The sequence below is a fragment of the Enterobacter sp. ECC-019 genome, assembly GCF_043974075.1.
Classification (GTDB): domain Bacteria; phylum Pseudomonadota; class Gammaproteobacteria; order Enterobacterales; family Enterobacteriaceae; genus Enterobacter; species Enterobacter asburiae_D.
Genome location: NZ_CP143759.1, coordinates 4,508,451 through 4,534,277, shown reverse-complemented (window position 1 = coordinate 4,534,277; position 25,827 = coordinate 4,508,451). Strand labels below are relative to the sequence as shown.

Genomic DNA, 25,827 nt, shown 5'->3' with positions numbered 1-25,827 from the left:
TCACGTAATAATATTTGTGTGGTAAAAATTTTCATCAATTAACGGGGAGATGAAAAAATGATGCAAATGTTCAGTGGCGCTTCTTCGGGGGGATGGTTTGAAAAAGCGCAGCGCTTTGGTAAATCCTTTATGTTGCCCATCGCCGTGCTGCCCGCGGCGGGTCTGCTGCTGGGGATAGGCGGCGCGTTATCCAATCCCAATACGCTGGCGGCTTATCCATTTTTAGACGTGGGCTGGCTTCAGGCCATTTTCACCATCATGAGCAGCGCCGGTTCAATCGTGTTTGCGAACCTCTCGGTGCTGTTTGCGGTTGGGGTTGCCGTCGGGTTGGCAAAAAGCGATAAGGGCACGGCTGGGCTGGCGGCGCTGCTCGCGTTTCTGGTGATGAATGCCACCATCAACGCGCTGCTGATCCTCACCGGCAAACTGGCGCACGACAACCCGGGCGCTGTGGGGCAGGGCATGACGCTGGGTATTCAGACGCTGGAAACCGGCGTGTTTGGCGGCGTGGTGATTGGTCTGGTGACCTGCACGCTCCATCATCGGTTTAATAAAATTGCGCTTCCGCAGTTCCTCGGGTTCTTTGGCGGCTCGCGCTTTGTTCCCATCATCAGCTCGCTGGCGGCGATACTTGTCGGCGCGCTCATGACCGTGGTCTGGCCGCATTTCCAGAAACTGATTTTTGGTCTCGGTGGGCTGGTGGATGCCACCGGTTATCTGGGCACCCTGCTGTACGGCTTCATTTTACGCATGCTGGGCCCGTTTGGTTTGCACCATATCTTTTATCTGCCGTTCTGGACCACCGCGCTCGGCGGCAGCGAGATTGTCAACGGCCACCTGGTTGAGGGCACACAGCGGATCTTCTTCGCCCAGTTGGCCGACCCGAACACGCAGCATTTCTATGAGGGCACGTCGCGCTTCATGTCCGGGCGCTTTATTACGATGATGTTTGGCCTGCTCGGCGCGTGTCTGGCGATGTACCACACGGCAAAACCGGAGAACAAAAAGCGCGTTGCCGGGCTGCTGCTCTCTGCGGCGTTAACCTCGTTCCTGACCGGGATTACCGAGCCTATCGAGTTCTCATTCCTGTTTATTGCGCCGGTGCTTTACGTCATTCATGCGCTGTTTGACGGGCTGGCGTTCATGCTCGCACACATGCTGCATATCACCATCGGGCAAACCTTCTCCGGCGGTTTTATCGACTTCGTACTGTTCGGCATTTTGCAGGGGGAGGCCAAAACCAACTGGATGTTCGTTCCGCTGGTCGGCGTGCCGTGGTTCTTCCTTTACTACTTCACCTTCCGCTACCTGATTAACCGCTTTGATTTCGCCACGCCGGGTCGGGAAAAGGAGGCGATGGCCAATGAGGTGACCTTCTCGCAGAGCGAGCGCGCCGTTGCGGTGATCGCTGGATTAGGCGGAAAAGAGAATCTGGAAGAGGTGGACTGCTGCGCCACGCGGCTTCGCGTCACGGTCAAGGACGGCAGCAAAGTGAATGATGCGGCGCTGAAAGCCACCGGCGCGTGCGGCGTTATCGTGCGCGGCAACGGTGTTCAGGTCATTTATGGCCCGCACGTCACGATTATCAAAAACGAAGTGGAAGAGATCTTATCGTAATGAAAACTGTACTGGATAACCTGAAGGGAAAACTGGTCGTCTCCTGTCAGGCGCTGGAGAATGAACCGCTGCATAGCCCGTTTATTATGTCGCGCATGGCGCTGGCGGCGGCGCAGGGCGGGGCCGCTGCCATTCGTGCCAACAGCGTGGTGGATATCGAGGCCATTAAGCAGCAGGTCTCTTTGCCTGTCATCGGCATCATCAAACGGGATTACCCGGAAAGCGAGGTGTTTATCACCGCCACCATGAAAGAGGTGGATGAGCTCATGGCCGTCTCGCCGCAAATCATAGCGCTTGATGCGACGGCGCGGGAGCGTCCCGGTGGGGAATCCCTGGAAACGCTGGTCATGCGCATCCGCTCGCGCTACCCCTCGGTACTGCTGATGGCAGATATTTCCACCGTGAGTGAAGCCGTGACGGCGCAGGCGCTTGGCTTTGACTGCGTCGGCACCACGCTTTACGGCTATACGGCGGAAACAGCGGGCCATTCGCTTCCGGAAAACGACTGCGCGTTCCTGAAGGCTGTGCTGGCTGCCGTGACGGTTCCCGTGGTGGCCGAAGGGAACGTGGATACCCCTGAACGCGCGGCCAGATGCCTGGCGCTGGGCGCGTATACGGTCGTCGTCGGCGGCGCGATCACCCGTCCACAGCAAATTACCGAGCGTTTCATGGCGGCGATTGGCGCGCAAAGCACCGATGGAGCATGACCATCCGGCGGGGATCTGCGATACTTATCGTTTATCCCCTTTACTGAGATGACTATGCAGTACCCGATTAACGAGATGTTCCAGACCCTGCAAGGCGAGGGTTACTTTACCGGCGTTCCCGCTATTTTCATTCGTTTACAGGGATGCCCGGTTGGCTGTGCCTGGTGTGATACCAAACATACGTGGGATAAGCTCGCAGATCGGGAAGTGTCGCTGTTTAGCATTCTGGCGAAAACCAAAGAGAGCGATAAGTGGGGCGCGGGCAGTTCAGAAGATCTGCTGGCCATTATTGGTCGTCAGGGCTGGACGGCGCGCCACGTGGTGATCACCGGCGGTGAACCCTGCATCCACGATCTGACGCCGCTGACCGAGCTGCTCGAAAAGAACGGCTACAGCTGCCAGATTGAAACCAGCGGCACCCATGAAGTGCGCTGTTCACACACGACCTGGGTGACGGTATCGCCAAAAGTGAATATGCGCGGCGGGTATGACGTGCTGTCTCAGGCGCTGGAACGCGCGGATGAGATTAAGCACCCGGTAGGGCGCGTGCGTGATATTGAAGCGCTGGATGAACTGCTGGCCACGCTGGCAGATGAAAAGCAGCGCGTCATTGCCCTGCAGCCGATCAGCCAGAAAGACGACGCCACGCGCCTGTGCATTGAAACCTGTATTGCGCGTAACTGGCGCCTGTCGATGCAGACGCACAAGTATCTGAATATTGCCTAAAAAAAAGCCCGGTGGCGCTAGCGCTTACCGGGCCTACGGTTCGAGGCTCTTGTAGGCCGGGTAAGCGTCAGCGCCACCCGGCAAGCATCACTCCCCGCGATAGATACAGCCAGCGGTGCAGGTCTCTTTGATCATCACCGCGCTCAGCAGCGGCACCAGCGGCTTCATCTGATCCCAAATCCATTTGGCCAGCACTTCGCTGGTCGGGTTTTCAAGGCCCGGGATATCATTCAGGTAGTAATGATCCAGACGATCGTAGGTCGGCTTAAACGCCGCCTTCAGCTCGGCAAAATCCATGATCCAACCGGTATGCGGATCAACTTCACCGGTGATCTCAAGACGCACCATGAACGAATGCCCGTGCAGACGGCCGCATTTATGCCCTTCTGGGACATGCGGAAGATGGTGGGCGGCTTCGAAGGTGAAATCTTTAAACAGTGTGGTGGACATGATCGCTCTCAGTAATGCGGAAAAAACCGCCGCATAGTACCGGAAAGCACAATTTTTAGCATTAACTAAAACGGCTCAATAGGTACTGAGCCGCTAAACGTCCAGTTTTTGTTAATTTTCCTATTATATTTCAATTGGTTAATTAATCGTTTTTACTGTTAAGAACGATAAGTAAAACAGGTTAGTCCATTTGGTTATTTATTATTTCCATCCCTTCTTTAATTGTTATTATCCTCGCCGTTAACCTTATCTTCAGTTTGGATTTATTCGCTTAAAGTCCGCTTGGCTACTGGAACATAACGACGCATGACAACACAGGCCCCACCTTCAAATTTGCTTCCCTTGAACCCGGAGCAACTGGCGCGCCTTCAGGCTGCCACCTCTGATTTTTCTCCCACTCAGCTTGCCTGGGTCTCCGGTTATTTCTGGGGAATGCTCAATCAGCAGCCTGGCGCTGTGGCGGGGGCACCGGCAACGGCCGTTGAAATTCCGGCCATTACCTTGATTTCTGCCTCGCAGACGGGTAACGCCCGCCGCGTGGCCGAAGCGCTGCGCGACGACCTGCTGGCCGCCAAACTGAACGTGAACCTGGTCAACGCCGGGGATTATAAATTCAAACAAATCGCGTCAGAAAAACTGCTGGTGGTGGTTGCCTCTACGCAGGGCGAGGGTGAACCCGCTGAAGAGGCGGTGGCGCTCCACAAGTTCCTGTTCTCGAAAAAAGCGCCGAAGCTGGATGGCACGGCTTTTGCCGTCTTTGGCCTGGGCGATACCTCCTATGAATTCTTCTGCCAGTCCGGTAAAGACTTCGACAGCAAGCTGGCGGAGCTGGGCGCGGAGCGCCTGCTGGACCGCGTTGACGCGGATGTCGAATACCAGACCGCCGCCGCCGAATGGCGTGCCCGCATCGTTGAGGTGCTGAAAGCGCGCGTGCCGAAAGAGACGTCGGCGCAGGCCGCGTTCACCGCAACGGGTGCCGTTAACGACATCCACACCAGCCCGTACACTAAAGAGGCGCCGCTGACGGCGAGCCTGTCGGTGAACCAGAAAATTACCGGCCGCGATTCGGAAAAAGACGTGCGCCATATCGAAATCGATCTCGGTGACTCTGGCCTGCGCTATCAGCCGGGCGATGCGTTGGGTATCTGGTATCAGAACGATCCGGCGCTGGTGAAAGAGCTGGTCGAACTGCTGTGGCTGAAGGGTGACGAGCCTGTCACCGTTGACGGCAAAACCCAGCCGCTTTCAGAGGCGCTGCAGTGGCATTTCGAACTGACGGTGAACACCCCAAATATCGTCGAAAATTATGCCACCTTAACGCGCAGCGAATCCTTGCTGCCGCTGGTGGGCGACAAAGCGAAACTGCAGCATTACGCCGCGACGACGCCAATTGTCGATATGGTGCGTTTCTCTCCGGCCCAGCTGGATGCCGATGCGCTGATCGGCCTGCTGCGTCCGCTGACCCCGCGTCTGTACTCCATCGCCTCTTCGCAGGCCGAAGTGGAGAGTGAAGTGCATGTTACCGTCGGCGTGGTGCGCTACGACATCGAAGGCCGCGCCCGCGCGGGTGGGGCATCAAGCTTCCTGGCGGATCGCGTGGAAGAAGAGGGCGAAGTGCGCGTCTTTATCGAGCACAACGACAACTTCCGCCTGCCTGCGAACCCGGAAACCCCTGTCATCATGATTGGCCCCGGCACCGGCATTGCGCCGTTCCGCGCCTTCATGCAGCAGCGCGCGGCAGATGAAGCGCCGGGTAAAAACTGGCTCTTCTTCGGCAACCCGCACTTTACTGAAGATTTCCTCTACCAGGTTGAGTGGCAGCGCTATGTTAAAGAAGGCGTACTGACCCGCATCGATCTGGCCTGGTCCCGCGACCAGAAAGAAAAAGTATACGTACAAGACAAACTGCGCGCACAGGGCGCAGAGCTGTGGCGCTGGATCAATGACGGTGCCCACATTTATGTCTGCGGCGACGCCAATCGCATGGCGAAAGACGTTGAGCAGGCACTGCTGGAAGTGATTGCCGAATTCGGCGGTATGGATGCCGAAACGGCGGATGAATTTTTAAGTGAGCTGCGCGTTGAGCGCCGTTATCAGCGAGATGTCTACTAATGAGCGAAAAACATCCAGGGCCACTGGTGGTCGAAGGTAAACTGACAGACGCCGAGCGCATGAAGCTGGAAAGCAACTATCTGCGCGGCACCATTGCTGAAGATCTGAATGACGGTCTCACCGGTGGTTTCAAAGGTGATAACTTCCTGCTGATCCGCTTCCACGGTATGTACCAGCAGGACGATCGCGACATCCGCGCCGAGCGTGCTGAACAGAAGCTGGAGCCGCGCCATGCGATGCTGCTGCGCTGCCGTCTGCCGGGCGGGGTGATCACCACCAAACAGTGGCAGGCCATCGACAAGTTTGCGGGTGAAAATACGATTTACGGCAGCATCCGCCTGACCAACCGCCAGACCTTCCAGTTTCACGGCATTCTGAAGAAGAACGTGAAGCCGGTGCACCAGATGCTCCACTCGGTCGGGCTCGACGCGCTGGCGACCGCCAACGACATGAACCGTAACGTGCTTTGCACCTCGAACCCGTATGAGTCTGAGCTGCACGCCGAAGCCTATGAGTGGGCGAAGAAGATTTCCGAGCACCTGTTGCCGCGCACGCGCGCCTATGCAGAGATTTGGCTCGATCAGGAAAAAGTCGCCACCACGGACGAAGAACCGATCCTTGGCCAGACCTATCTGCCGCGTAAGTTTAAAACCACGGTCGTGATCCCACCGCAGAACGATATCGATCTTCACGCCAACGACATGAACTTCGTGGCGATTGCCGAAAACGGCAAGCTGATTGGTTTTAACCTGCTAGTGGGCGGCGGCCTGTCCATTGAACACGGTAACAAAAAAACCTACGCCCGCACCGCGAGCGAGTTCGGTTTCCTGCCGCTGGAGCACACGCTGGCCGTGGCCGAAGCGGTAGTAACCACCCAGCGCGACTGGGGCAACCGTACCGACCGTAAAAACGCGAAAACCAAATACACCCTGGAGCGCGTGGGCGTTGAGACGTTCAAAGCGGAAGTGGAGCGTCGTGCGGGCATCAAATTTGAGCCGATCCGCCCTTACGAATTCACCGGTCGCGGCGATCGCATCGGCTGGGTGAAAGGTATCGATAATAAATGGCACCTGACGCTGTTTATCGAAAACGGCCGTATTCTGGATTATACGGGCCGTCCGCTGAAAACCGGTCTGCTGGAAATTGCTAAGATCCATAAAGGCGAATTCCGCATTACCGCTAACCAGAATCTCATTATTGCCGGCGTGCCGGAGAGCCAGAAGGCGAAGATCGAGAAGCTGGCGCGCGAACACGGGTTAATGGATGCGGTGAAGCCGCAGCGTGAAAACTCGATGGCCTGCGTGTCGTTCCCGACCTGCCCGCTGGCGATGGCCGAAGCGGAACGTTTCCTGCCGTCATTCACTGACAAGGTAGAAGCGATTCTGGAAAAACACGGTATTCCGGACGAGCATATTGTTATGCGCGTCACCGGCTGCCCGAACGGCTGCGGTCGTGCAATGCTGGCCGAGCTTGGGCTGGTCGGCAAAGCGCCGGGTCGTTACAACGTCCACCTTGGCGGTAACCGTATGGGGACGCGCATTCCGCGTATGTACCGTGAAAATATTACGGAACCGGAAATTCTTGATTCCATCGACGAGCTTGTCGGGCGCTGGGCGAAAGAGCGCGAAGCGGGTGAAGGCTTCGGCGACTTTACGGTGCGTGCGGGCATCATTCGCCCGGTGCTCGATCCCGCAAGGGATTTCTGGGAGTAACATCCCGACGGTTTTACAGGTTTTGTAGGCCGGGCAAACGCAGTGCCGCCCGGCAAAACAGGCAAACGAGGTTCTTATGTCCGTACTCGATCTAAACGCCCTTAATGACCTGCCAAAAGTCGAACGCATTCTGGCGCTGGCAGAAACCAATGCCCACCTTGAAAAGCTGGACGCCGAAGGGCGCGTGGCGTGGGCGCTGGAAAACCTGCCGGGAGACTATGTGCTGTCGTCGAGCTTTGGTATTCAGGCGGCGGTCAGCCTGCATCTGGTGAATCAGATCCGTCCGGACATTCCGGTGATCCTCACCGATACCGGCTACCTGTTCCCGGAAACCTACCAGTTTATTGACGAGCTGACGGACAAGCTCAAGCTGAACCTCAAAGTTTACCGCGCGACGGAAAGCGCGGCCTGGCAGGAGGCGCGCTACGGTAAGCTGTGGGAACAGGGCGTTGAGGGCATTGAGAAATACAATGAGATCAACAAAGTTGAGCCGATGAACCGGGCGCTGAAAGAGCTCAATGCGCAGACCTGGTTTGCGGGGCTACGCCGCGAGCAGTCCGGCAGCCGTGCAACCTTGCCGGTGCTGGCGGTCCAGCGCGGGGTGTTTAAAGTGCTGCCGATTATCGACTGGGATAACCGGACGGTGTATCAGTATCTGCAAAAACACGGGCTGAAGTACCATCCGCTGTGGGACCAGGGCTATCTGTCGGTTGGCGACACCCACACTACGCGCAAATGGGAACCGGGAATGGCGGAAGAAGAGACGCGATTCTTTGGGCTGAAGCGCGAGTGCGGGCTGCACGAAGGATAGTGTCATTTCGCCCGGTGGCGCTGCGCTTACCGGGCCTACAAAGGCTCAATCGATACGTAGGCCCGGTAAGGCGTAGCCGCCACCGGGCTTAACGACCTCAGGCTTTCCCCGCTTTCGCCAGCTCCTTCACCAGCGGCAGCATCACCTTCACCACATCCCGGCTGCGGTGCTCAATCCGCTGCGGCAGCGCGCTATCAATGTGCTGCTGATTATCCAGCATCACGTTGTGCCAGCTCGTCCCATCAGGGAAGGCTTTCGATTTAGCCCGCTGCTGATAACCATCTTTCTTGCCCAATGCCCAGTTTGTCGCTTCCACGTACAGCACCGGAATGCCTGCCTTATCGAACACTTCCCCGTCGTTACAGCAGCCCGTTCCTCGCGGATAACCCGGGTTACCGCCGGGGTTGCTGGTGGCATAAACGCCATGGCTGCGGGCAATCGCCAGCGCCCGATCGCGCGTCAGTTTCCGCACGGTACCCGGCGTACTCTGCCCGCTGTTGAAATAAAGCTTATCGCCGACGATCAGGTTATCGAGGTTGATCACCAGCAGCGTATTTTTCTTCTCCTCAGCGCTCATGCGTTTAAGGAGATTCTCAGCGCCGAGTTTGCCCTCTTCTTCACCGCTGGTGGCAACGAAACGAATGCCATATTGAGTTGGAATATCTTTCATCCGCTCAGCCAGTTCAAGCATCACGCCCAGGCCCGCCGCGTTGTCGTCCATGCCCTGCAGCGTCAGCCCGCCGAGGTTGTTATCCGTATCGGCATCGCTCAACGGGGCGTAGGTATCAAGGTGGGCCATAATAATGATTTGTTCAGCCGCGCTACCTTCATGCGCCGCGATAACCGTACTGCCGGTCACGTTATGCCAGTTTTTCGTTTTATTTCTGGAGGTATAAACGTAGCGGCTGTGAAACGCGCGGATATCGCTCTGGTAACCCATGTCGGCAAACTGCTGGCGAAGATAGTCCGCGGAGAGCATTTCCGCAGGCGAACCGGTCATGCGGCCAGGAAAGACGGTGGCAATATGCCGCGCCTGCATAGTGGCGATTTCACCATAAGGTTGGTTTTTTGCCTGGGCCGGAAGAATAAAGCAAACGCCGAGCGCCAGGGCAGCAATACGGTGGCGCGTTGCGGAAAACATAGTGAGTCCTTAAAAACTGAGCAAAATAATAACCCGCTTAGTATGAAACTGTGATCGTCCATACACAATTTGAATTGCTCTTAAATGCCCGAAATTGCGCGTGTTAAGCACTTTTTGGTATTAGCTTTTTCATGGCGTTATTCCATTGAGTAACTACTCATTCCAATTCGTAATTTCATTCGCTCTAAGCCGCCCCCTATAGTCCCTTTATTCCTCGTTGTTAGTGAGTTGTAGCTTGTGGACTATCTGCCCTTATTTGCCGCGATAAAAGAGAAGCCGGTGCTGGTTGTAGGCACGGGTGAAATTGCCGATCGCAAAATCGCGTTTCTGCAGCGCGCAGGGGCGCAGGTGCGGGTAGTAGCAGAACCGGATTTTGACGAATCACAAATCGACAGCGTAGTACTGGTGATTGCGGCGACCGAAGATCGCGACCTGAACCGACGGATTTCCGACGCCGCTCAGGCCCGTTACCGCCTGGTGAACGTGGTGGACGACCAGCCATTATGCTCGTTTATCTTCCCGTCGATCGTTGACCGTTCGCCGCTGCTGGTGGCGATCTCCTCCGGCGGTACCGCACCGGTGCTGGCGCGCGTGCTGCGTGAAAAAATCGAAGCGCTGCTGCCGACCAGCCTCGGGCGCATGGCCGAAAAAGCCAGCTTCTGGCGCAACCACCTGAAAACACGTCTGACCAGCGTGACGGAACGCCGTCGCTTCTGGGAACGCGTATTTCGCGGTCGCTTTGCCAGCCTGATGCATGCCGGTAATGAGACGGCTGCGCAGAAAATCCTCGAGGACGAACTGGATAACCCCGGCAGCACGGGCGGGGAGATCATTCTGGTGGGGGCAGGGCCGGGCGATGCCGGGCTTCTGACACTGCGTGGCCTGCAGGTGCTGCAGGACGCGGACGTGGTGTTCTACGACCATCTGGTCACCGACGGCGTGCGCGAGCTGATCCGTCGCGACGCGGAGCAAATCTGCGTCGGCAAACGGGCTGGCGAGCACTCGGTGCCACAGCATGACACCAACCAGATGCTGGTTGACGCCGCCAAAGCGGGTAAAACCGTGGTGCGCCTGAAAGGGGGAGACCCGTTTATCTTCGGTCGCGGCGGCGAAGAGCTGCAGGCGGCAGCCGAAGCGGGCGTACCGTTCCAGGTGGTGCCCGGTATTACGGCAGCCTCTGCGGTAACGGCGTACGCCGGTATCCCGCTGACCCACCGCGATTACGCCCAGAGCGTGACCTTTGTGACTGGCCACTACAAGGCCGACAGCACACCGTTCGACTGGTCGCATCTCGCCCAGAGCCGCCAGACGCTGGCGATTTACATGGGCACGATGAAGGCGGCGGATATCAGCGAACAACTTATTCAGCACGGTCGCGAGGCGACGACGCCCGTTGCCGTCATTTCTCGCGGTACGCGCGTCGATCAGCACGTTGCGACGGGCACGCTGGAACATCTTGCAACCCTGGCGAAAGACGCCCCGATGCCCGCCCTGATCGTGGTGGGAGAAGTGGTGCAGCTACACAGCACACTCGCCTGGTTCCAACACACAACCGATACAGAAGGCTTTGGTTCTTCTGTTGTAAATTTGGCTTAAGGAACGGTTATGGACCAAAAACGTCTTACACACCTGCGGCAGCTCGAAGCGGAGAGTATCCATATCATCCGCGAAGTGGCCGCCGAGTTTTCTAACCCGGTGATGATGTACTCCATCGGTAAAGATTCCAGCGTCATGCTGCATCTGGCGCGTAAAGCGTTTTATCCGGGCACGCTGCCGTTCCCGTTGCTGCACGTGGATACCGGCTGGAAATTCCGCGAAATGTACGAGTTCCGCGATCGTACCGCGAAGGCCTACGGCTGCGAGCTGCTGGTGCATAAAAACCCGGAAGGGGTGGCGATGGGCATTAACCCGTTCGTGCACGGTAGCGCCAAGCACACCGATATCATGAAAACCGAAGGGCTGAAGCAGGCGCTGAATAAATACGGTTTTGACGCGGCCTTCGGCGGCGCGCGCCGTGACGAAGAGAAATCCCGCGCCAAAGAGCGTATCTACTCCTTCCGCGACCGCTTCCATCGCTGGGACCCCAAAAACCAGCGCCCGGAGCTGTGGCACAACTACAACGGTCAGATTAATAAAGGCGAAAGCATTCGCGTCTTCCCGCTCTCCAACTGGACCGAGCTGGATATCTGGCAGTACATCTATCTGGAAAACATCGAAATCGTTCCGCTGTATCTGGCCGCCGAGCGCCCGGTACTGGAGCGTGACGGCATGCTGATGATGATCGACGACGATCGCATCGACCTGCAGCCGGGCGAAGTGATCAAAAAACAGATGGTGCGTTTCCGTACCCTCGGCTGCTGGCCGCTGACCGGCGCGGTGGAATCCAGCGCGCAGACGCTGCCGGAGATCATCGAAGAGATGCTGGTGTCCACCACCAGCGAACGACAGGGGCGCGTGATTGACCGCGACCAGGCAGGCTCCATGGAGCTGAAGAAACGTCAGGGTTATTTCTAAGGAGCCGCCATGAATACCACTATTGCTCAACAAATTGCCAACGAAGGCGGCGTAGAAGCGTATCTGCACGCGCAACAACACAAAAGCCTGCTGCGTTTTCTGACCTGCGGCAGCGTGGATGACGGGAAAAGTACCTTGATTGGCCGCCTGCTGCACGATACGCGCCAGATTTATGAAGATCAGCTCTCTTCCCTGCATAACGACAGCAAGCGTCACGGCACCCAGGGGGAAAAACTCGACCTGGCCCTGCTGGTGGACGGCCTGCAGGCGGAGCGCGAGCAGGGCATCACCATTGACGTGGCCTACCGCTACTTCTCTACCGAGAAGCGCAAATTTATTATTGCCGACACCCCGGGGCATGAGCAGTACACCCGTAACATGGCGACCGGCGCCTCCACCTGCGACCTGGCGATCCTGCTGATGGACGCGCGTAAAGGCGTACTGGATCAGACCCGTCGTCACAGCTTTATCTCGACGCTGCTGGGGATCAAACACCTGGTGGTGGCGGTTAACAAGATGGATCTGGTGAACTTCAGCGAAGAGAAGTTCGAGGAGATCCGCCAGAGCTACCTGACCTTTGCCGAACAGCTGCCGGGCAACCTGGATATTCGCTTTGTACCGCTCTCGGCGCTGGAAGGGGATAACGTCGCCTCCCAGAGTGCGAACATGCCGTGGTACAGCGGTCCTACGCTGCTGGAGGTGCTGGAAACCGTTGAAATTCAGCGCGTGGTCGATACCCAGCCGATGCGCTTCCCGGTACAGTACGTGAACCGTCCGAACCTCGATTTCCGCGGCTTCTCAGGCACCCTCGCGTCAGGCTCCGTGAAGGTGGGTCAGCGCGTCAAGGTGCTGCCATCCGGCGTGGAATCCACCATCGCCCGCATCGTCACCTTCGACGGTGACCTGCAGGACGCGGGCGCCGGTGAAGCAGTAACGCTGGTGCTGAAAGACGAAATTGATATCAGCCGGGGCGACCTGCTGGTCGACGCGCAGGAAACGCTGGCGGCAGTGCAGGGTGCCTCCGTGGATGTGGTGTGGATGGCGGAGCAACCCCTGACCGCTGGCCAGAGCTACGACATCAAAATTGCCGGCAAGAAAACCCGCGCCCGCGTGGACCGTATTCAGTTCCAGGTGGATATCAACAACCTCACCCAGCGTGACGTCACCGAGCTGCCGCTGAACGGCATTGGTCTGGTCGATCTGACCTTCGACGAACCGCTGGTGCTGGATCCGTATCAGCAGAACCCGGTCACGGGAGGGCTGATCTTTATCGACAGGCTGACCAACGTTACCGTCGGGGCCGGTATGGTACGCGAACCGATTAAACAGGCTGCCGCGACGTCTGAATTCAGTGCCTTCGAGCTGGAACTGAACGCGCTGGTGCGTAAACACTTCCCGCACTGGGGCGCACGCGATCTGCTGGGAGGCAAGTAATGGCCGCCCATGATGAGAACGTCGTCTGGCATCCTCATCCAGTGACCGTTGCCCAGCGCGAACAGCTCCACGGTCACCGTGGGGTTGTGCTGTGGTTTACCGGGCTGTCAGGCTCGGGTAAATCAACGGTGGCGGGCGCGCTGGAAGAGGCGTTATACCAGCAGGGCGTAAGCACGTACCTGCTGGATGGCGACAACGTGCGTCACGGCCTGTGCAGCGATTTAGGGTTTAGCGACGATGACCGCAAAGAGAATATCCGCCGGGTGGGCGAAGTCGCCAGCCTGATGGCTGACGCCGGGCTGGTGGTGCTGACCGCGTTTATCTCTCCGCACCGCGCCGAGCGCCAGATGGTGCGCGAACGCGTGGGCCAGGATCGCTTTATCGAGGTGTTTGTCGATACGCCGCTGGAGATTTGCGAAGCGCGCGACCCGAAAGGGCTGTACAAGAAAGCGCGTGCCGGAGAACTGCGCAACTTCACCGGAATTGACGCGGTATACGAAGCGCCTGAATCGCCTGAGATTCACCTGGAGGGTCAACAATTGGTAACAAATTTAGTAAGCCAATTATTAGACCTGCTCAGACGGGACGATATTATCAGATCCTGAGACGGTATCGTTCGGGAGCTGTCCTCCCGAACGATGAGTCACGGTCACAGGATTAGCTATGCGCAACAGTGAAAATTACATCACCACCACCGGGTCGGAGCCGCTCGCGACCGACGACGAAACGACCTGGTCATTTCCTGGGGCCATCATTGGCTTCGCCTCATGGCTGTTGGCGCTTGGCATTCCGTTTCTTATCTACGGCGGCAACACGCTGTTCTTCTTTCTCTACACCTGGCCTTTCTTTCTGGCGTTGATGCCCGTGGCGGTTGTCGTCGGCATTGCGCTGCACTCTCTGCTCAATGGTAAGCTCCTCTACAGCACCGTGGTCACGATTGTGACGGTGGTTCTGATGTTTGGTCTGTTATTTTTGTGGCTCATGGGCTAACTTCAGCCATAATTCAAACCGTAACCAACTGTGTAACGATATTGTGCAGGACGATTCTGCGGAAAAAATGTGGTACATTTGCCCGCGATGTTGCGGCATCTCTGTTACCCCGGCGTAGTGCTCTGGGGAAGTCTTGGGATGATGATGCCGTTTTTCAGGGGGCAGGATGGGTAAACTAACGCTGCTGTTGCTGGCTTTGCTAATCTGGCTGCAATATTCGCTGTGGTTCGGTAAGAACGGACTGCACGACTATAGCCGGGTGAGCGATGACGTCGCGGCTCAGCAGGCAACAAACGCCAAACTTAAGGCGCGAAACGATCAACTCTTTGCTGAAATTGATGACCTCAATGGCGGGCAAGAGGCGATTGAGGAACGCGCACGCAATGAACTCAGTATGACTAAGCCGGGCGAAACCTTCTATCGTCTGGTTCCGGATGCGTCTAAACGCAATCAGGGCTCAGCACAAAACAATCGATAATCAGGCCCAGGATTACGACATGGCAGTAACTTTTTCGGACGTATGCGCCGTGGTGCCGGCCGCAGGTTTTGGCCGGCGCATGCAGACAGAATGTCCCAAGCAGTACCTCTCTATTGGCGATAAAACGATCCTCGAGCACGCCGTGGCAGCGCTGCTGGCGCACCCGCGGGTGACGCGTGTGATCATCGCTATCAGCCCTGGCGATGCTCGCTTCGCGCAGCTGCCGCTGGCAAATCATCCACACATTACCGTCGTTGACGGTGGCGCCGAGCGCGCCGATTCCGTGCTGGCGGGCATTCAGGCCGCCGGAAATGCGCCGTGGGTGCTGGTGCATGACGCGGCGCGTCCGTGTCTGCATCAGGACGACCTTGCGCGCCTGCTGGCCCTGAGCGAAACAAGCAAGGTTGGCGGGATTCTGGCCGCGCCCGTGCGCGACACCATGAAGCGTGCCGAGCCGGGTAAACAGGCTATCGCTCACACCGTCGATCGTGTCGATTTATGGCACGCGCTGACGCCACAGTTTTTCCCCCGCGAATTACTCCACGACTGCTTAACGCGTGCGCTTAAAGAAGGTGCGACCATCACGGACGAAGCCTCTGCGCTGGAATATTGCGGTTTCCACCCTGAGCTTGTTGAAGGACGCGCTGATAATATTAAAGTGACGCGTCCGGAAGATTTACAGCTCGCGGAATTCTATCTTACCCGTTCGACCCATCAGGAGAAGGCATAATGCGAATTGGACACGGTTTTGATGTACACGCCTTTGGCGGAGAAGGCCCAATTATCATTGGCGGCGTGCGCATTCCTTATGAAAAAGGACTGCTGGCGCATTCTGATGGCGACGTGGCACTGCATGCGCTGACCGACGCGCTGCTGGGCGCTGCCGCGCTGGGTGATATCGGCAAGCTGTTCCCGGACACCGACCCGGCATTTAAAGGGGCGGATAGCCGCGAGCTGCTGCGCGAAGCGTGGCGCCGCATTCAGGCGAAAGGCTACACCCTCGGCAACGTCGACGTGACGATTATTGCCCAGGCCCCGAAAATGCTGCCGCACATTCCGCAGATGCGCGTGTTTATTGCAGAAGATCTGGGCTGCCATATGGACGACGTGAACGTCAAAGCGACCACGACCGAGAAGCTGGGCTTTACAGGGCGTGGCGAAGGGATTGCCTGTGAAGCCGTAGCGCTGCTGCTGAAGGCGAGCAAATGACGGACTTCGATAACCTGACATACCTGCACGGTAAACCGCAGGGGAACGGGGTGCTAAAAGCCAGCCCGGAAGATTTCCTCGTGGTGGAGGATCTGGGCTTTGAGCCGGATGGCGAAGGCGAACATATCCTGGTACGTATTCTGAAAAATGGCTGCAATACCCGCTTTGTGGCCGACGCGCTGGCAAAATTCCTCAAAATTCATGCCCGCGAAGTGAGCTTTGCCGGGCAGAAAGATAAACACGCCGTCACTGAACAGTGGCTCTGCGCGCGCGTTCCCGGCAATACGATGCCTGATTTAAGCAAATTTGAGCTTGAAGGCTGTAAGGTACTGGAGTTCGCTCGCCACAAGCGCAAGCTGCGTCTGGGGGCGCTGAAGGGGAACGACTTTACGCTGGTGCTGCGTGAAGTGTCCCACCGCGAAGATGTTGAAAAACGTCTGAACGCTATCAGTGAACGCGGCGTACCGAACTACTTTGGTGCGCAGCGCTTTGGCATTGGCGGCAGCAACCTGCAGGGGGCGCTGCGCTGGGCGCAAAGCGATGCACCAGTGCGCGACAGGAATAAACGCAGTTTTTGGTTGTCGGCGGCCCGCAGTGCGTTGTTTAATCAGATTGTGAGCGAAAGGCTGAAAAAACCAGACGCGAATCAAGTTGTTGTTGGCGATGCGCTACAATTAGCGGGACGCGGAAGCTGGTTTGTGGCAACGGTCGAAGAAATGGCCGATGTGCAATCGCGCGTGGAAGCAAAGGCGCTGATGATTACCGCCGCGTTGCCCGGTACGGGCGACTGGGGAACACAGGGCGGCGCGCTGGCCGCCGAGCAGTCAGCCGTAGCGGATGCGCCAGAATTGCAATCCTTGCTGGTGCGGGAAAAAGTCGAAGCGGCACGCCGCGCGATGCTGCTCTATCCGCAGCAGTTAAGCTGGAACTGGTGGGATGACGTAACCGTTGAGTTACGCTTCTGGCTACCGGCAGGTAGCTTTGCCACCAGTGTTGTCAGGGAACTTATCAACACCTCGGGTGATTATGCGAATATTGCTGAGTAACGATGACGGGATCCACGCGCCAGGCATTCAGACCCTGGCGAAACACCTCCGTGAATTTGCGGATGTGCAGGTCGTGGCACCCGATCGTAACCGCAGTGGAGCGTCTAACTCTCTGACTCTGGAGTCGTCGCTTCGCACCTTTACCTTTGAAAATGGCGATATTGCTGTGCAGATGGGCACGCCAACCGACTGCGTTTTTCTGGGCGTGAACACGCTGATGCGTCCGCGTCCGGATATCGTCGTCTCCGGCATTAACGCCGGTCCTAACCTCGGCGATGACGTGATTTATTCCGGTACCGTGGCGGCCGCAATGGAAGGGCGCCATCTGGGGTTCCCGGCGCTGGCGGTCTCGTTGAACGGCCACACACATTACGACACCGCCGCCGCGGTGACCTGTTCGATCCTGCGGGCGCTCGGCCGCGAGCCGTTGCGTACCGGGCGCATCCTCAACATCAACGTGCCGGATCTTCCTCTCGATGAAATTAAAGGCATTCGCGTCACCCGTTGCGGGAGCCGACATCCTGCCGATCAGGTGATCCCGCAACAGGATCCTCGCGGCAACACGCTTTACTGGATTGGCCCTCCCGGCGATAAGTGCGATGCGGGTCCGGATACCGACTTTGCCGCCGTAGATGAAGGCTATGTTTCGGTTACCCCACTGCACGTAGATTTAACCGCGTATAGCGCGCATGATGTGGTGTCGGGCTGGCTGGATCGCGCAGGAGTGAACGCGCAATGGTAAACAAACGTGTACAAACTCTTCTGGAACAACTCCGCGCGCAGGGGATCCGCGACGAGCACGTGCTTGAAGCGCTTGCTCAGGTTCCGCGTGAGAAATTTGTAGACGAGGCGTTTGAACACAAAGCGTGGGAAAACGTAGCGCTGCCCATCGGGCAGGGTCAGACGATTTCGCAGCCTTACATGGTGGCGCGCATGACGGAGCTGCTGGAACTGACGCCCGACTCCCGCGTGCTGGAGATTGGCACCGGGTCGGGGTATCAAACCGCGATCCTGGCGCATCTGGTTCATCATGTATGCTCCGTTGAGCGGATTAAAGGTTTACAGTGGCAGGCGCGTCGTCGCCTGAAACAACTTGATTTACATAATGTTTCGACACGACACGGTGATGGATGGCAGGGTTGGAAGGCGCGCGCGCCGTTTGACGCGATCATCGTGACGGCGGCCCCGCCTGAAATTCCTGCAGCCCTGTTGTCGCAGCTGGATGAGGGGGGCATTCTTGTTCTGCCTGTCGGGGACGAGCAGCAGCTTTTGAAGCGCGTTCGTCGTCGCGGCGGCGAGTTTATTATCGACACCGTGGAAGCCGTGCGCTTTGTGCCCCTGGTAAAGGGGGAGTTGGCCTGAGACTCGGAATTATCCAGGGTTATTAAGGCAAATTCAGCGTATGGTGTGGCGCGAAAGATTCGTGCCATCACGGTAAATTTTAAGTCACTGGTAGTTAACACATTCCTGGGGGATAAATGAGCGCGGGAAGCCCTAAATTCACCATCAGCCGTGTTGCGGCATTATCACTGGTTTCGCTCTGGCTGGCAGGCTGTACAAGTTCTAACAACGCGCCTGCGCCCGTCAGTTCTGTCGGCGGAAACAGCGGCTCGGGTAACACGTCCAGCGGAATGTTGATCACACCTCCGCCTAAAATGGGTACCTCTACGGCGCAACAAAATCCGCCAATTCAGCCGGTTCAGCGTCCAATGACGCAGCCGACGCAGATTCAGCCAGTGGAACAGCCTGTTCAGACCCAAAATGGCCGCATAGTCTATAACCGTCAGTATGGGAACATTCCGAAAGGCAGCTATACCGGTGGCAGTACCTATACCGTGAAACGCGGCGATACGCTGTTCTACATTGCGTGGATCACCGGGAACGATTTCCGTGACCTCGCGCAGCGCAATAACGTCCAGGCCCCGTATGGTCTGGAAGTTGGGCAAACGCTCCAGGTAGGCAACGCAACGGGCACGCCGCTTACGCCTGGCAACACCGTTTCAGCGGCCGATGTGACGGCTCAAAATAACAGCGTTAAGCCTGCACAAAAATCCACCACGGTGGTTGCTTCACAACCGGTAATTACGTATTCTGAGGATTCAGGTGATCAGACTGCTAACAAAATGTTGCCGAATAATAAAGGGACTGCGACTGTTGTCACAGCACCGGTAACGGCACCTGTGGTTAGCTCTACTGAACCGACTGCCAGCAGTATGACCTCCAGTTCGCCAATCTCTGCCTGGCGCTGGCCAACTGACGGCAAGGTTATCGAGAACTTCTCTTCCTCCGAGGGGGGAAATAAAGGGATTGATATCGCAGGGAGTAAAGGACAGGCTATCATCGCGACCGCAGACGGACGCGTTGTGTATGCCGGTAACGCTCTGCGCGGTTACGGTAATCTTATTATCATCAAACATAACGATGATTACCTGAGTGCCTACGCCCATAACGACACAATGCTGGTCCGGGAACAACAAGAAGTTAAGGCGGGGCAAAAAATCGCTACCATGGGTAGCACCGGAACCAGTTCTACACGCTTGCATTTTGAAATTCGTTACAAGGGGAAATCCGTAAACCCGCTGCAGTACTTGCCGCAGCGATAATTTGACGGGGCATGCCAGCCAGGGTGTCTCGTTCAGGGATCACGGGTAGGAGCCACCTTATGAGTCAGAATACGCTGAAAGTTCATGATTTAAATGAAGACGCGGAATTTGATGAGAACGGAGTAGAGGCTTTTGACGAAAAAGCCTTAGTAGAAGAGGAACCCAGTGATAACGATTTGGCTGAAGAAGAGCTGTTATCGCAGGGCGCCACACAGCGTGTACTGGACGCGACTCAGCTTTACCTTGGGGAGATTGGTTACTCCCCACTGCTAACGGCCGAAGAAGAAGTCTATTTCGCACGTCGTGCTTTGCGTGGTGATGTGGCCTCGCGTCGTCGCATGATTGAAAGTAACCTGCGACTGGTCGTGAAAATTGCTCGCCGTTACGGCAATCGTGGTCTGGCTCTGCTGGATCTGATTGAAGAGGGCAACTTAGGTCTCATCCGCGCAGTTGAGAAGTTTGACCCGGAACGCGGGTTCCGTTTCTCAACCTACGCGACCTGGTGGATTCGTCAGACCATCGAACGGGCTATTATGAACCAGACCCGTACGATCCGCCTGCCGATTCACATCGTCAAAGAGTTGAACGTTTATCTGCGCACCGCGCGCGAGTTGTCCCATAAACTGGACCACGAGCCAAGCGCAGAAGAAATTGCCGAACAACTCGATAAACCGGTTGATGACGTAAGCCGTATGCTGCGTCTCAACGAGCGCATTACCTCCGTTGACACCCCGCTGGGTGGCGACTCCGAAAAAGCGCTGCTGGACATCCTGGCCGATGAAAAAGACAACGGTCCGGAAGACACCACGCAGGACGATGACATGAAACAGAGCATCGTCAAATGGCTGTTCGAGCTGAACGCCAAACAGCGTGAAGTGCTGGCACGTCGTTTCGGTTTACTGGGGTATGAAGCTGCGACACTGGAAGACGTCGGCCGCGAAATTGGCCTGACCCGTGAACGTGTTCGTCAGATTCAGGTTGAAGGTCTGCGCCGCCTGCGTGAAATCCTGCAGGGGCAAGGTCTGAATATCGAAGCGCTGTTCCGCGAATAAGCAACCTTTCGTCAAAAAAGGCCCGTCGTGAGACGGGCCTTTTTCTTTTGCGCTACGGCTGCGCCGTTTCGTGCAGCAGGCGCCACACTATCCGATCGCCTTCCTGATTGAGCACCGCGGTTGACCAGCGCACGTTGATGGGCAGGTCTGGCCGGGTTTGCGTCTCCCGGTAGTGCAGCACCGCGCAACGTTCCCAGCGCTCGATCGTGGATAATTCGTCAATGACGATCTTCAGTCCAGGACGGCTCCCGCGCTGTTTTTCCAGAAAACTGACCAGACCGATATAGTTGATATGAACGCCGCCCGGCGGGATCATCAGGAAATCTGGACGGAAACGGGCGTGCAGGGCGTCGGGATCACCTTCACCTTTGCCTAACCAGTCTTCAAGCGCAATGTGGAGGTCGATAATGTCGTGTTCGAAAGGCGTCATGAATTCTCCTGTCGCAGCTGGGTGAGCACCTGCGTATTGTTAAGACGAAAAACGTACAGTACAGGCAGCAAGGTCATGCCTGCGGCAAAAATAAACATCCCGTGCCAGGCGGCGAGCGGCGTCAGCCAGGCCTGCGCCAGGTTCAGCGCCTGCGCCAGCAGCAGGGCACCGGAAAAAAAGCTGAGCTGACGATTAAGATTCCACAGCGCGCTGGCATCCGGCATCTCTTCCCGGCGCGTCGTCAGAAAAGCGCTGCTCTGAGCCGTACTGCTGCACAGGCTTCCCCCCGCGCCCATCAGGGTAAACGCAGCGGCAGGCAGCAGCGTAGCCGAACTGACGTTAATCAAAAGCAGAATACCCGTCGCCTGCAGCAGGCAGCCGATGACGATCAGCGGTCGGGGGCCGATACGGTTAAAATAGCGTCCCGTTGCCGTGATGGCGATAAACGATGCCACGGACCACGGCAGCATAAGCATGCCCGTTGCGGCGGGGCTCATGTTCGCCACGTGCTGAAGATAAAACATGCCCGTGACGTTCACCCCAATAAACATGCCGGGTACGCAGATATAGACAAGCATGGAAAAACGCAAAAGCGGGTCCGCAAGCAGCGACAGGTTTAGCAGTCTGGCCGCGTTCATCGCAGGCATTTCGTGTTTAAGCCACAGGCAGGCTAAAACAAAGGTCACGATAGCGACCGGCAGCGTGGCGAAAAATATCCATCGCCAGCTTAGCGTCTGCACCAGCAGTCCCCCGATCGCCGGGGAGCAGGCCGGGGCAAGCAGCGCGACCAGCATTACCGCCGAGGAGAGTTGGGCCCGCTCGTGAGGCTTAAACTGTTGCCAGGTCAGCGCCTGTCCTACGGGGATCAGTAAGCCTCCTCCCACGCCCTGGAGTACTCGCCAGGCAATCAGACCTTCAAGCGTTGCAGACAGGCCCGCCGCTGCGGAGGCTGCGCTGAACAGAAAAAGCGAGAGCAGGATGACGCGCTTTGGCCCGATGCGGCGCGTGAGCACGCTGCTGAACGGGATCACCAGCGTCAGGCCGGCAATGTACCCGTTACTGACCCAGGATAGGGCTGAAGGCGTGGTGTTAAATGTGTGAGCCATTGCCGGGAACGCGACGCTGGCAATAAACATGTTGATCAAATCAAGAAAAAAGCCCAGCAGATAAACAACGGCGACTTTGCTGCGATACGTCATGGTGGATCCTCCGGTGAGGTGGCGTATCGTATCTACCCCAGAAGCACGGATAAACCTGACAAAACGCGATATACTGTAAAAAATATTTTGACAGTAAAGGGCGTGATGATGATTAACCTGCAGCGGGCGCAGATGTTTGTCGCGGTGGCCGACACCGGCAGTTTCACTGCCGCAGCCGAGGCGATGGGGCTGACAAAAGCCGTGGTCAGCTTCAATATTCGCCAGCTTGAAGATGAGCTGGGCGTTACGCTGCTGCTGCGCTCCACCCGCCGCCTGACGTTAACCGAGGCGGGGGCGCTATTTCATCAGCGCAGCGTGGCGCTTCTGAAGGATGCCGAACGGCTGCAGGATGATGTCCGCGCGAATCATGCGGGGCTTACTGGCGAACTGCGGATCACGACTACCCCCGAGTATGGCTCACAGGTGGTGGTAGCGCTGCTGGCCAGGTTTAGCCAGCAGCACCCGGATCTTCGCGTGCGGCATGTTTCGTCGTCCCTGCACGCCGACCTTATCTCGGAGCGCTTTGACGTGGCCATCCGGCTGGGAACGCTTGCCGATTCGCGCAACCACGCCGCGCTGATTTCGCACTTCTCCATTCTCCCCGTCGCGACGCCCGGGTGGCTCGTTAACCATCCGATCGAAACGCTCGCGCAGCTGGCCCACGTGGACTGGATTATTCACGAGCGTCTGGCCTCGCCGCTGCGCTGGCAGGTGAGAGATGCCAGCGGTGCGCCTGAAATGCTGGAGATAAAAAAAGCGCCGCGCCTGTTTGCCGACAGCGCTCAGGCTCTTATGGCTTTTGCGCTCGCAGGTGGAGGCGTGGCGTTACTGCCGGAATGGCTGGCGCGCGATGCGCTTGATGCGGGAAAACTGGTCCCGGCTTTACCGGGATATACCTTTGCGCAGCAGGGCATCTATGCGGTTTATCCTGATGCCCGGCATGTGTCAGCAAAAGTGCGCACCTTTATCGATTTTATGCGCACCAGCGTGAATTAATCGTGCATCATTTTTTTGATGAGCGCAGAGAACTGCTCCCGCTCGGCCTTGTTAAGACGTCCTAAAAACGCCTCATCCACCTCGTTGCCAACCGGTTTACAACCTGCAAGCAGGGCTTCACCTTCTGGCGTCAGAAAGACAAACCGGCGGCGCTTATCGGAAGGATCGTGCTCGCGTTTCACCAGACCGCGCGCCTCCATGCGGCTGAGCATCTCCGCCAGGGTCGCTTTCGTGCTGACCGCCACTTCGGTCAATGCCACCTGCTCAATACCCGGATGCTCGGCAATGGAGCGCATAACCGCATACTGTGGTTTGGTCAGTTCCGGTAAGGCATGTTGCCACTGCGCGGTATGCTGTTGAAAAAGCTGACGTAACAGGTGGAACGCCTCTTGTCTTAGTTCCATGAACACTCCGACGGAAAAAATCTCCCCCTATGATAGCCGCTATTGCTCTCAATTTTAACGCGGCATTTTTTAGCCATTCGTGTGATCGTATGCGAACGATCTTGTCAGGAAAACAATCCTGGAGTAGCTTATTGATAATGTTCGTATACGAACAAATCATGGGGGTGATGAATGAGATTGATAGTAGGAATGACGGGAGCAACGGGCGCGCCGCTGGGCGTGGCGCTGCTGCAGGCGCTGCGGGAAATGCCGGAGGTGGAAACCCATCTGGTGATGTCGAAGTGGGCAAAAACCACCATTGAGCTGGAAACGCCTTACACCGCGCAGGACGTTGCTGCCCTGGCTGACGTTGTCCACAGTCCGGCTGACCAGGCCGCCACCATCTCCTCCGGCTCGTTTCGCACCGACGGCATGATCGTCATTCCCTGCAGCATGAAAACGCTGGCGGGTATCCGCGCGGGCTACGCCGAAGGGCTGGTGGGACGTGCGGCGGACGTGGTGCTGAAAGAGGGGCGCAAGCTAGTGCTGGTTCCCCGTGAAACGCCGCTCAGCACCATTCATCTTGAGAACATGCTTGCCCTTTCCCGCATGGGCGTGGCGATGGTGCCGCCCATGCCTGCCTATTACAACCACCCGCAAACCGCCGATGACATTACCCAGCACATCGTGACCCGCGTGCTCGACCAGTTCGGTCTGGAGCATAAAAAGGCGCGCCGCTGGAACGGTTTGCGGGAGGCGAAACATTTTTCACAGGAGAATAAAGATGGCATTTGATGATTTGAGAAGCTTCCTGCAGGCGCTCGATGAGCAAGGGCAACTGCTGAAAATTGAGGAAGAGGTAAACGCCGAGCCCGATCTGGCGGCGGCAGCCAACGCGACCGGCCGCATTGGCGACGGCGCGCCCGCGCTGTGGTTCGACAACATTCGTGGCTTTACCGATGCCCGCGTGGTGATGAACACCATCGGCTCCTGGCAGAACCACGCCATTTCGATGGGGCTGCCTGCGAACACCCCGGTAAAAAAACAGATCGACGAGTTTATCCGCCGTTGGGATAAATTCCCCGTCACACCGGAGCTCCGCGCTAACCCGGCCTGGGCGCAGAATACGGTGGACGGTGAAGACATTAACCTGTTCGATATCCTGCCGCTGTTTCGCCTGAACGACGGTGACGGTGGTTTTTATCTCGATAAAGCGTGCGTTGTCTCGCGCGATCCGCTCGACCCGGATCACTTCGGCAAGCAAAACGTCGGGATCTACCGCATGGAAGTGAAGGGCAAGCGCAAGCTCGGCCTCCAGCCGGTACCGATGCACGATATCGCTCTGCATCTGCACAAAGCGGAAGAGCGCGGTGAAGACCTGCCGATTGCCATTACCCTCGGCAACGACCCGATCATCACCCTGATGGGCGCCACGCCGCTGAAATACGATCAGTCCGAGTATGAAATGGCCGGCGCGCTACGTGAAAGCCCGTACCCGATTGCCACCGCGCCGCTGACCGGCTTCGACGTGCCGTGGGGTTCTGAAGTGATCCTGGAAGGGGTGATTGAGGGCCGCAAGCGTGAAATCGAAGGGCCGTTTGGCGAGTTTACCGGACACTATTCCGGTGGCCGTAACATGACGGTTGTCCGTATCGACAAAGTCTCTTACCGCACCAAACCGATTTTCGAATCCCTTTACCTTGGCATGCCGTGGACCGAGATCGACTATCTGATGGGACCGGCTACCTGCGTGCCGCTCTACCAGCAGCTGAAAGCGGAATTCCCGGAAGTGCAGGCGGTGAACGCGATGTACACCCACGGTCTGCTGGCGATTATCTCCACCAAAAAGCGTTACGGCGGTTTTGCCCGCGCGGTCGGTTTACGCGCCATGACCACGCCGCACGGTCTGGGCTACGTGAAGATGGTAATCATGGTGGATGAGAATGTCGATCCGTTCAACCTACCACAGGTGATGTGGGCGCTGTCGTCGAAAGTGAACCCGGCAGGGGATCTGGTGCAGCTGCCGAACATGTCGGTCCTTGAGCTTGACCCTGGATCCAGCCCGGCGGGCATTACCGACAAGCTGATTATCGATGCCACCACGCCTGTCGCACCGGACACCCGGGGACACTACAGCCAGCCGGTACAGGATCTGCCTGAAACCAAAGCCTGGGCTGAAAAACTGACCGCGATGCTGGCAGCACGTCAATAAGGAGG

The 25,827-nt window shown here is 57.3% G+C and carries 27 protein-coding genes; 22 read left to right on the top strand and 5 right to left on the bottom strand.

Annotated elements, in window-relative coordinates:
• The first annotated feature begins 57 nt into the window (after window positions 1-57).
• The 3 genes from V1566_RS21525 to queE are packed head-to-tail and all read left to right on the top strand — an operon-like array spanning window position 58 to window position 3,050.
• Window positions 58-1,617, top strand: coding sequence for a PTS transporter subunit EIIC (locus V1566_RS21525; protein ID WP_395304581.1), 1,560 nt, complete (start codon window positions 58-60; stop codon window positions 1,615-1,617).
• Entirely contained in the window at window positions 1,617-2,324 is a 708-nt protein-coding gene (locus tag V1566_RS21520) for an N-acetylmannosamine-6-phosphate 2-epimerase (RefSeq protein ID WP_395304580.1), read from the top strand. Before V1566_RS21525 ends, V1566_RS21520 begins: the two co-directional genes overlap by 1 nt.
• A gap of 54 nt (window positions 2,325-2,378) precedes the next feature.
• Window positions 2,379-3,050, top strand: coding sequence for a 7-carboxy-7-deazaguanine synthase QueE (queE, locus tag V1566_RS21515; protein ID WP_193940372.1), 672 nt, complete (start codon window positions 2,379-2,381; stop codon window positions 3,048-3,050).
• Between the two features lie 87 nt (window positions 3,051-3,137).
• Here queE and queD read toward each other — a convergent pair whose 3' ends face one another.
• Window positions 3,138-3,500: a 6-carboxytetrahydropterin synthase QueD gene (queD, locus tag V1566_RS21510; RefSeq protein ID WP_023309002.1), complete on the bottom strand. Its 363-nt coding sequence runs from the start codon at window positions 3,498-3,500 to the stop codon at window positions 3,138-3,140.
• A 306-nt stretch (window positions 3,501-3,806) separates the two neighbouring features.
• Between queD and cysJ the strand changes: the two genes are divergently transcribed.
• The 3 genes from cysJ to cysH all read left to right on the top strand — a co-directional run bounded on the left by cysJ (window position 3,807) and on the right by cysH (window position 8,135).
• The gene (gene cysJ / locus V1566_RS21505; protein WP_395304579.1) at window positions 3,807-5,612 is read left to right on the top strand and encodes an NADPH-dependent assimilatory sulfite reductase flavoprotein subunit; all 1,806 of its coding nucleotides are present in this window, start codon (window positions 3,807-3,809) and stop codon (window positions 5,610-5,612) included.
• Window positions 5,612-7,324, top strand: coding sequence for an assimilatory sulfite reductase (NADPH) hemoprotein subunit (cysI, locus tag V1566_RS21500; protein ID WP_395304578.1), 1,713 nt, complete (start codon window positions 5,612-5,614; stop codon window positions 7,322-7,324). Before cysJ ends, cysI begins: the two co-directional genes overlap by 1 nt.
• Window positions 7,325-7,400: 76 nt before the next feature.
• Window positions 7,401-8,135 carry a phosphoadenosine phosphosulfate reductase gene (gene cysH / locus V1566_RS21495; RefSeq protein WP_023308999.1) on the top strand — a complete coding sequence of 245 codons (735 nt, stop codon included), beginning with the start codon at window positions 7,401-7,403 and terminating at the stop codon, window positions 8,133-8,135.
• A gap of 97 nt (window positions 8,136-8,232) precedes the next feature.
• On the opposite strand, the gene V1566_RS21490 is transcribed toward cysH, so the two are convergent.
• Complete coding sequence (locus tag V1566_RS21490) at window positions 8,233-9,276, bottom strand: aminopeptidase (protein WP_395304577.1); 1,044 nt, start codon at window positions 9,274-9,276, stop codon at window positions 8,233-8,235.
• A gap of 237 nt (window positions 9,277-9,513) precedes the next feature.
• Here V1566_RS21490 and cysG point away from each other — a divergent pair, with 237 nt between their 5' ends.
• The 13 genes from cysG (at window position 9,514) to rpoS (ending at window position 20,602) form a co-directional block, all read left to right on the top strand.
• Entirely contained in the window at window positions 9,514-10,872 is a 1,359-nt protein-coding gene (gene cysG / locus V1566_RS21485; RefSeq protein WP_395304576.1) for a siroheme synthase CysG, read from the top strand.
• 9 nt (window positions 10,873-10,881) lie between these two features.
• Window positions 10,882-11,790 (top strand): sulfate adenylyltransferase subunit CysD, encoded by a 909-nt coding sequence (gene cysD, locus V1566_RS21480; protein ID WP_006811770.1) that lies wholly within the window; start codon window positions 10,882-10,884, stop codon window positions 11,788-11,790.
• A 9-nt stretch (window positions 11,791-11,799) separates the two neighbouring features.
• Window positions 11,800-13,224, top strand: coding sequence for a sulfate adenylyltransferase subunit CysN (cysN, locus tag V1566_RS21475; protein ID WP_395304575.1), 1,425 nt, complete (start codon window positions 11,800-11,802; stop codon window positions 13,222-13,224).
• Complete coding sequence (gene cysC, locus V1566_RS21470; protein ID WP_048990159.1) at window positions 13,224-13,829, top strand: adenylyl-sulfate kinase; 606 nt, start codon at window positions 13,224-13,226, stop codon at window positions 13,827-13,829. Before cysN ends, cysC begins: the two co-directional genes overlap by 1 nt.
• Window positions 13,830-13,887: 58 nt before the next feature.
• A complete protein-coding gene (locus V1566_RS21465) occupies window positions 13,888-14,214 on the top strand; it encodes a DUF3561 family protein (protein WP_395304574.1) in 327 nt (108 codons plus the stop codon).
• Between the two features lie 166 nt (window positions 14,215-14,380).
• Window positions 14,381-14,692: a cell division protein FtsB gene (ftsB, locus tag V1566_RS21460; RefSeq protein WP_008499609.1), complete on the top strand. Its 312-nt coding sequence runs from the start codon at window positions 14,381-14,383 to the stop codon at window positions 14,690-14,692.
• A gap of 19 nt (window positions 14,693-14,711) precedes the next feature.
• Window positions 14,712-15,422 carry a 2-C-methyl-D-erythritol 4-phosphate cytidylyltransferase gene (gene ispD / locus V1566_RS21455; RefSeq protein WP_039263357.1) on the top strand — a complete coding sequence of 237 codons (711 nt, stop codon included), beginning with the start codon at window positions 14,712-14,714 and terminating at the stop codon, window positions 15,420-15,422.
• A complete protein-coding gene (gene ispF / locus V1566_RS21450) occupies window positions 15,422-15,901 on the top strand; it encodes a 2-C-methyl-D-erythritol 2,4-cyclodiphosphate synthase (RefSeq protein WP_029741541.1) in 480 nt (159 codons plus the stop codon). The genes ispD and ispF overlap by 1 nt, the downstream gene beginning before the upstream one ends.
• The gene (truD, locus tag V1566_RS21445; protein WP_395304573.1) at window positions 15,898-16,947 is read left to right on the top strand and encodes a tRNA pseudouridine(13) synthase TruD; all 1,050 of its coding nucleotides are present in this window, start codon (window positions 15,898-15,900) and stop codon (window positions 16,945-16,947) included. The genes ispF and truD overlap by 4 nt, the downstream gene beginning before the upstream one ends.
• Window positions 16,928-17,689, top strand: coding sequence for a 5'/3'-nucleotidase SurE (gene surE, locus V1566_RS21440; RefSeq protein WP_121932265.1), 762 nt, complete (start codon window positions 16,928-16,930; stop codon window positions 17,687-17,689). Before truD ends, surE begins: the two co-directional genes overlap by 20 nt.
• Entirely contained in the window at window positions 17,683-18,309 is a 627-nt protein-coding gene (locus V1566_RS21435; RefSeq protein ID WP_023333224.1) for a protein-L-isoaspartate(D-aspartate) O-methyltransferase, read from the top strand. Before surE ends, V1566_RS21435 begins: the two co-directional genes overlap by 7 nt.
• 116 nt (window positions 18,310-18,425) lie before the next feature.
• The gene (gene nlpD / locus V1566_RS21430; RefSeq protein WP_029741538.1) at window positions 18,426-19,550 is read left to right on the top strand and encodes a murein hydrolase activator NlpD; all 1,125 of its coding nucleotides are present in this window, start codon (window positions 18,426-18,428) and stop codon (window positions 19,548-19,550) included.
• 59 nt (window positions 19,551-19,609) lie between these two features.
• A complete protein-coding gene (rpoS, locus tag V1566_RS21425; RefSeq protein WP_008499600.1) occupies window positions 19,610-20,602 on the top strand; it encodes an RNA polymerase sigma factor RpoS in 993 nt (330 codons plus the stop codon).
• Between the two features lie 52 nt (window positions 20,603-20,654).
• Here the strand turns inward: rpoS and V1566_RS21420 are convergent, their stop codons facing one another.
• Window positions 20,655-21,032 (bottom strand): DUF4440 domain-containing protein, encoded by a 378-nt coding sequence (locus V1566_RS21420; protein WP_395304572.1) that lies wholly within the window; start codon window positions 21,030-21,032, stop codon window positions 20,655-20,657.
• Window positions 21,029-22,231, bottom strand: a complete 1,203-nt coding sequence (locus V1566_RS21415) for an MFS transporter (RefSeq protein ID WP_395304571.1) — start codon at window positions 22,229-22,231, stop codon at window positions 21,029-21,031. The genes V1566_RS21420 and V1566_RS21415 overlap by 4 nt, the downstream gene beginning before the upstream one ends.
• A 108-nt stretch (window positions 22,232-22,339) precedes the next feature.
• On the opposite strand from V1566_RS21415, the gene V1566_RS21410 reads away from it, so the two are divergent.
• Window positions 22,340-23,227, top strand: coding sequence for a LysR family transcriptional regulator (locus tag V1566_RS21410; RefSeq protein WP_395306025.1), 888 nt, complete (start codon window positions 22,340-22,342; stop codon window positions 23,225-23,227).
• Here the strand turns inward: V1566_RS21410 and V1566_RS21405 are convergent.
• Window positions 23,224-23,631: a MarR family winged helix-turn-helix transcriptional regulator gene (locus tag V1566_RS21405; protein WP_395304570.1), complete on the bottom strand. Its 408-nt coding sequence runs from the start codon at window positions 23,629-23,631 to the stop codon at window positions 23,224-23,226. The two genes, V1566_RS21410 and V1566_RS21405, sit on opposite strands and share 4 nt — an antisense overlap.
• Window positions 23,632-23,802: 171 nt before the next feature.
• Here V1566_RS21405 and V1566_RS21400 point away from each other — a divergent pair, with 171 nt between their 5' ends.
• Window positions 23,803-24,405, top strand: coding sequence for a non-oxidative hydroxyarylic acid decarboxylases subunit B (locus V1566_RS21400; protein ID WP_008499595.1), 603 nt, complete (start codon window positions 23,803-23,805; stop codon window positions 24,403-24,405).
• A complete protein-coding gene (locus V1566_RS21395) occupies window positions 24,395-25,822 on the top strand; it encodes a non-oxidative hydroxyarylic acid decarboxylases subunit C (RefSeq protein ID WP_395304569.1) in 1,428 nt (475 codons plus the stop codon). Before V1566_RS21400 ends, V1566_RS21395 begins: the two co-directional genes overlap by 11 nt.
• Window positions 25,823-25,827 lie beyond the last annotated feature (5 nt).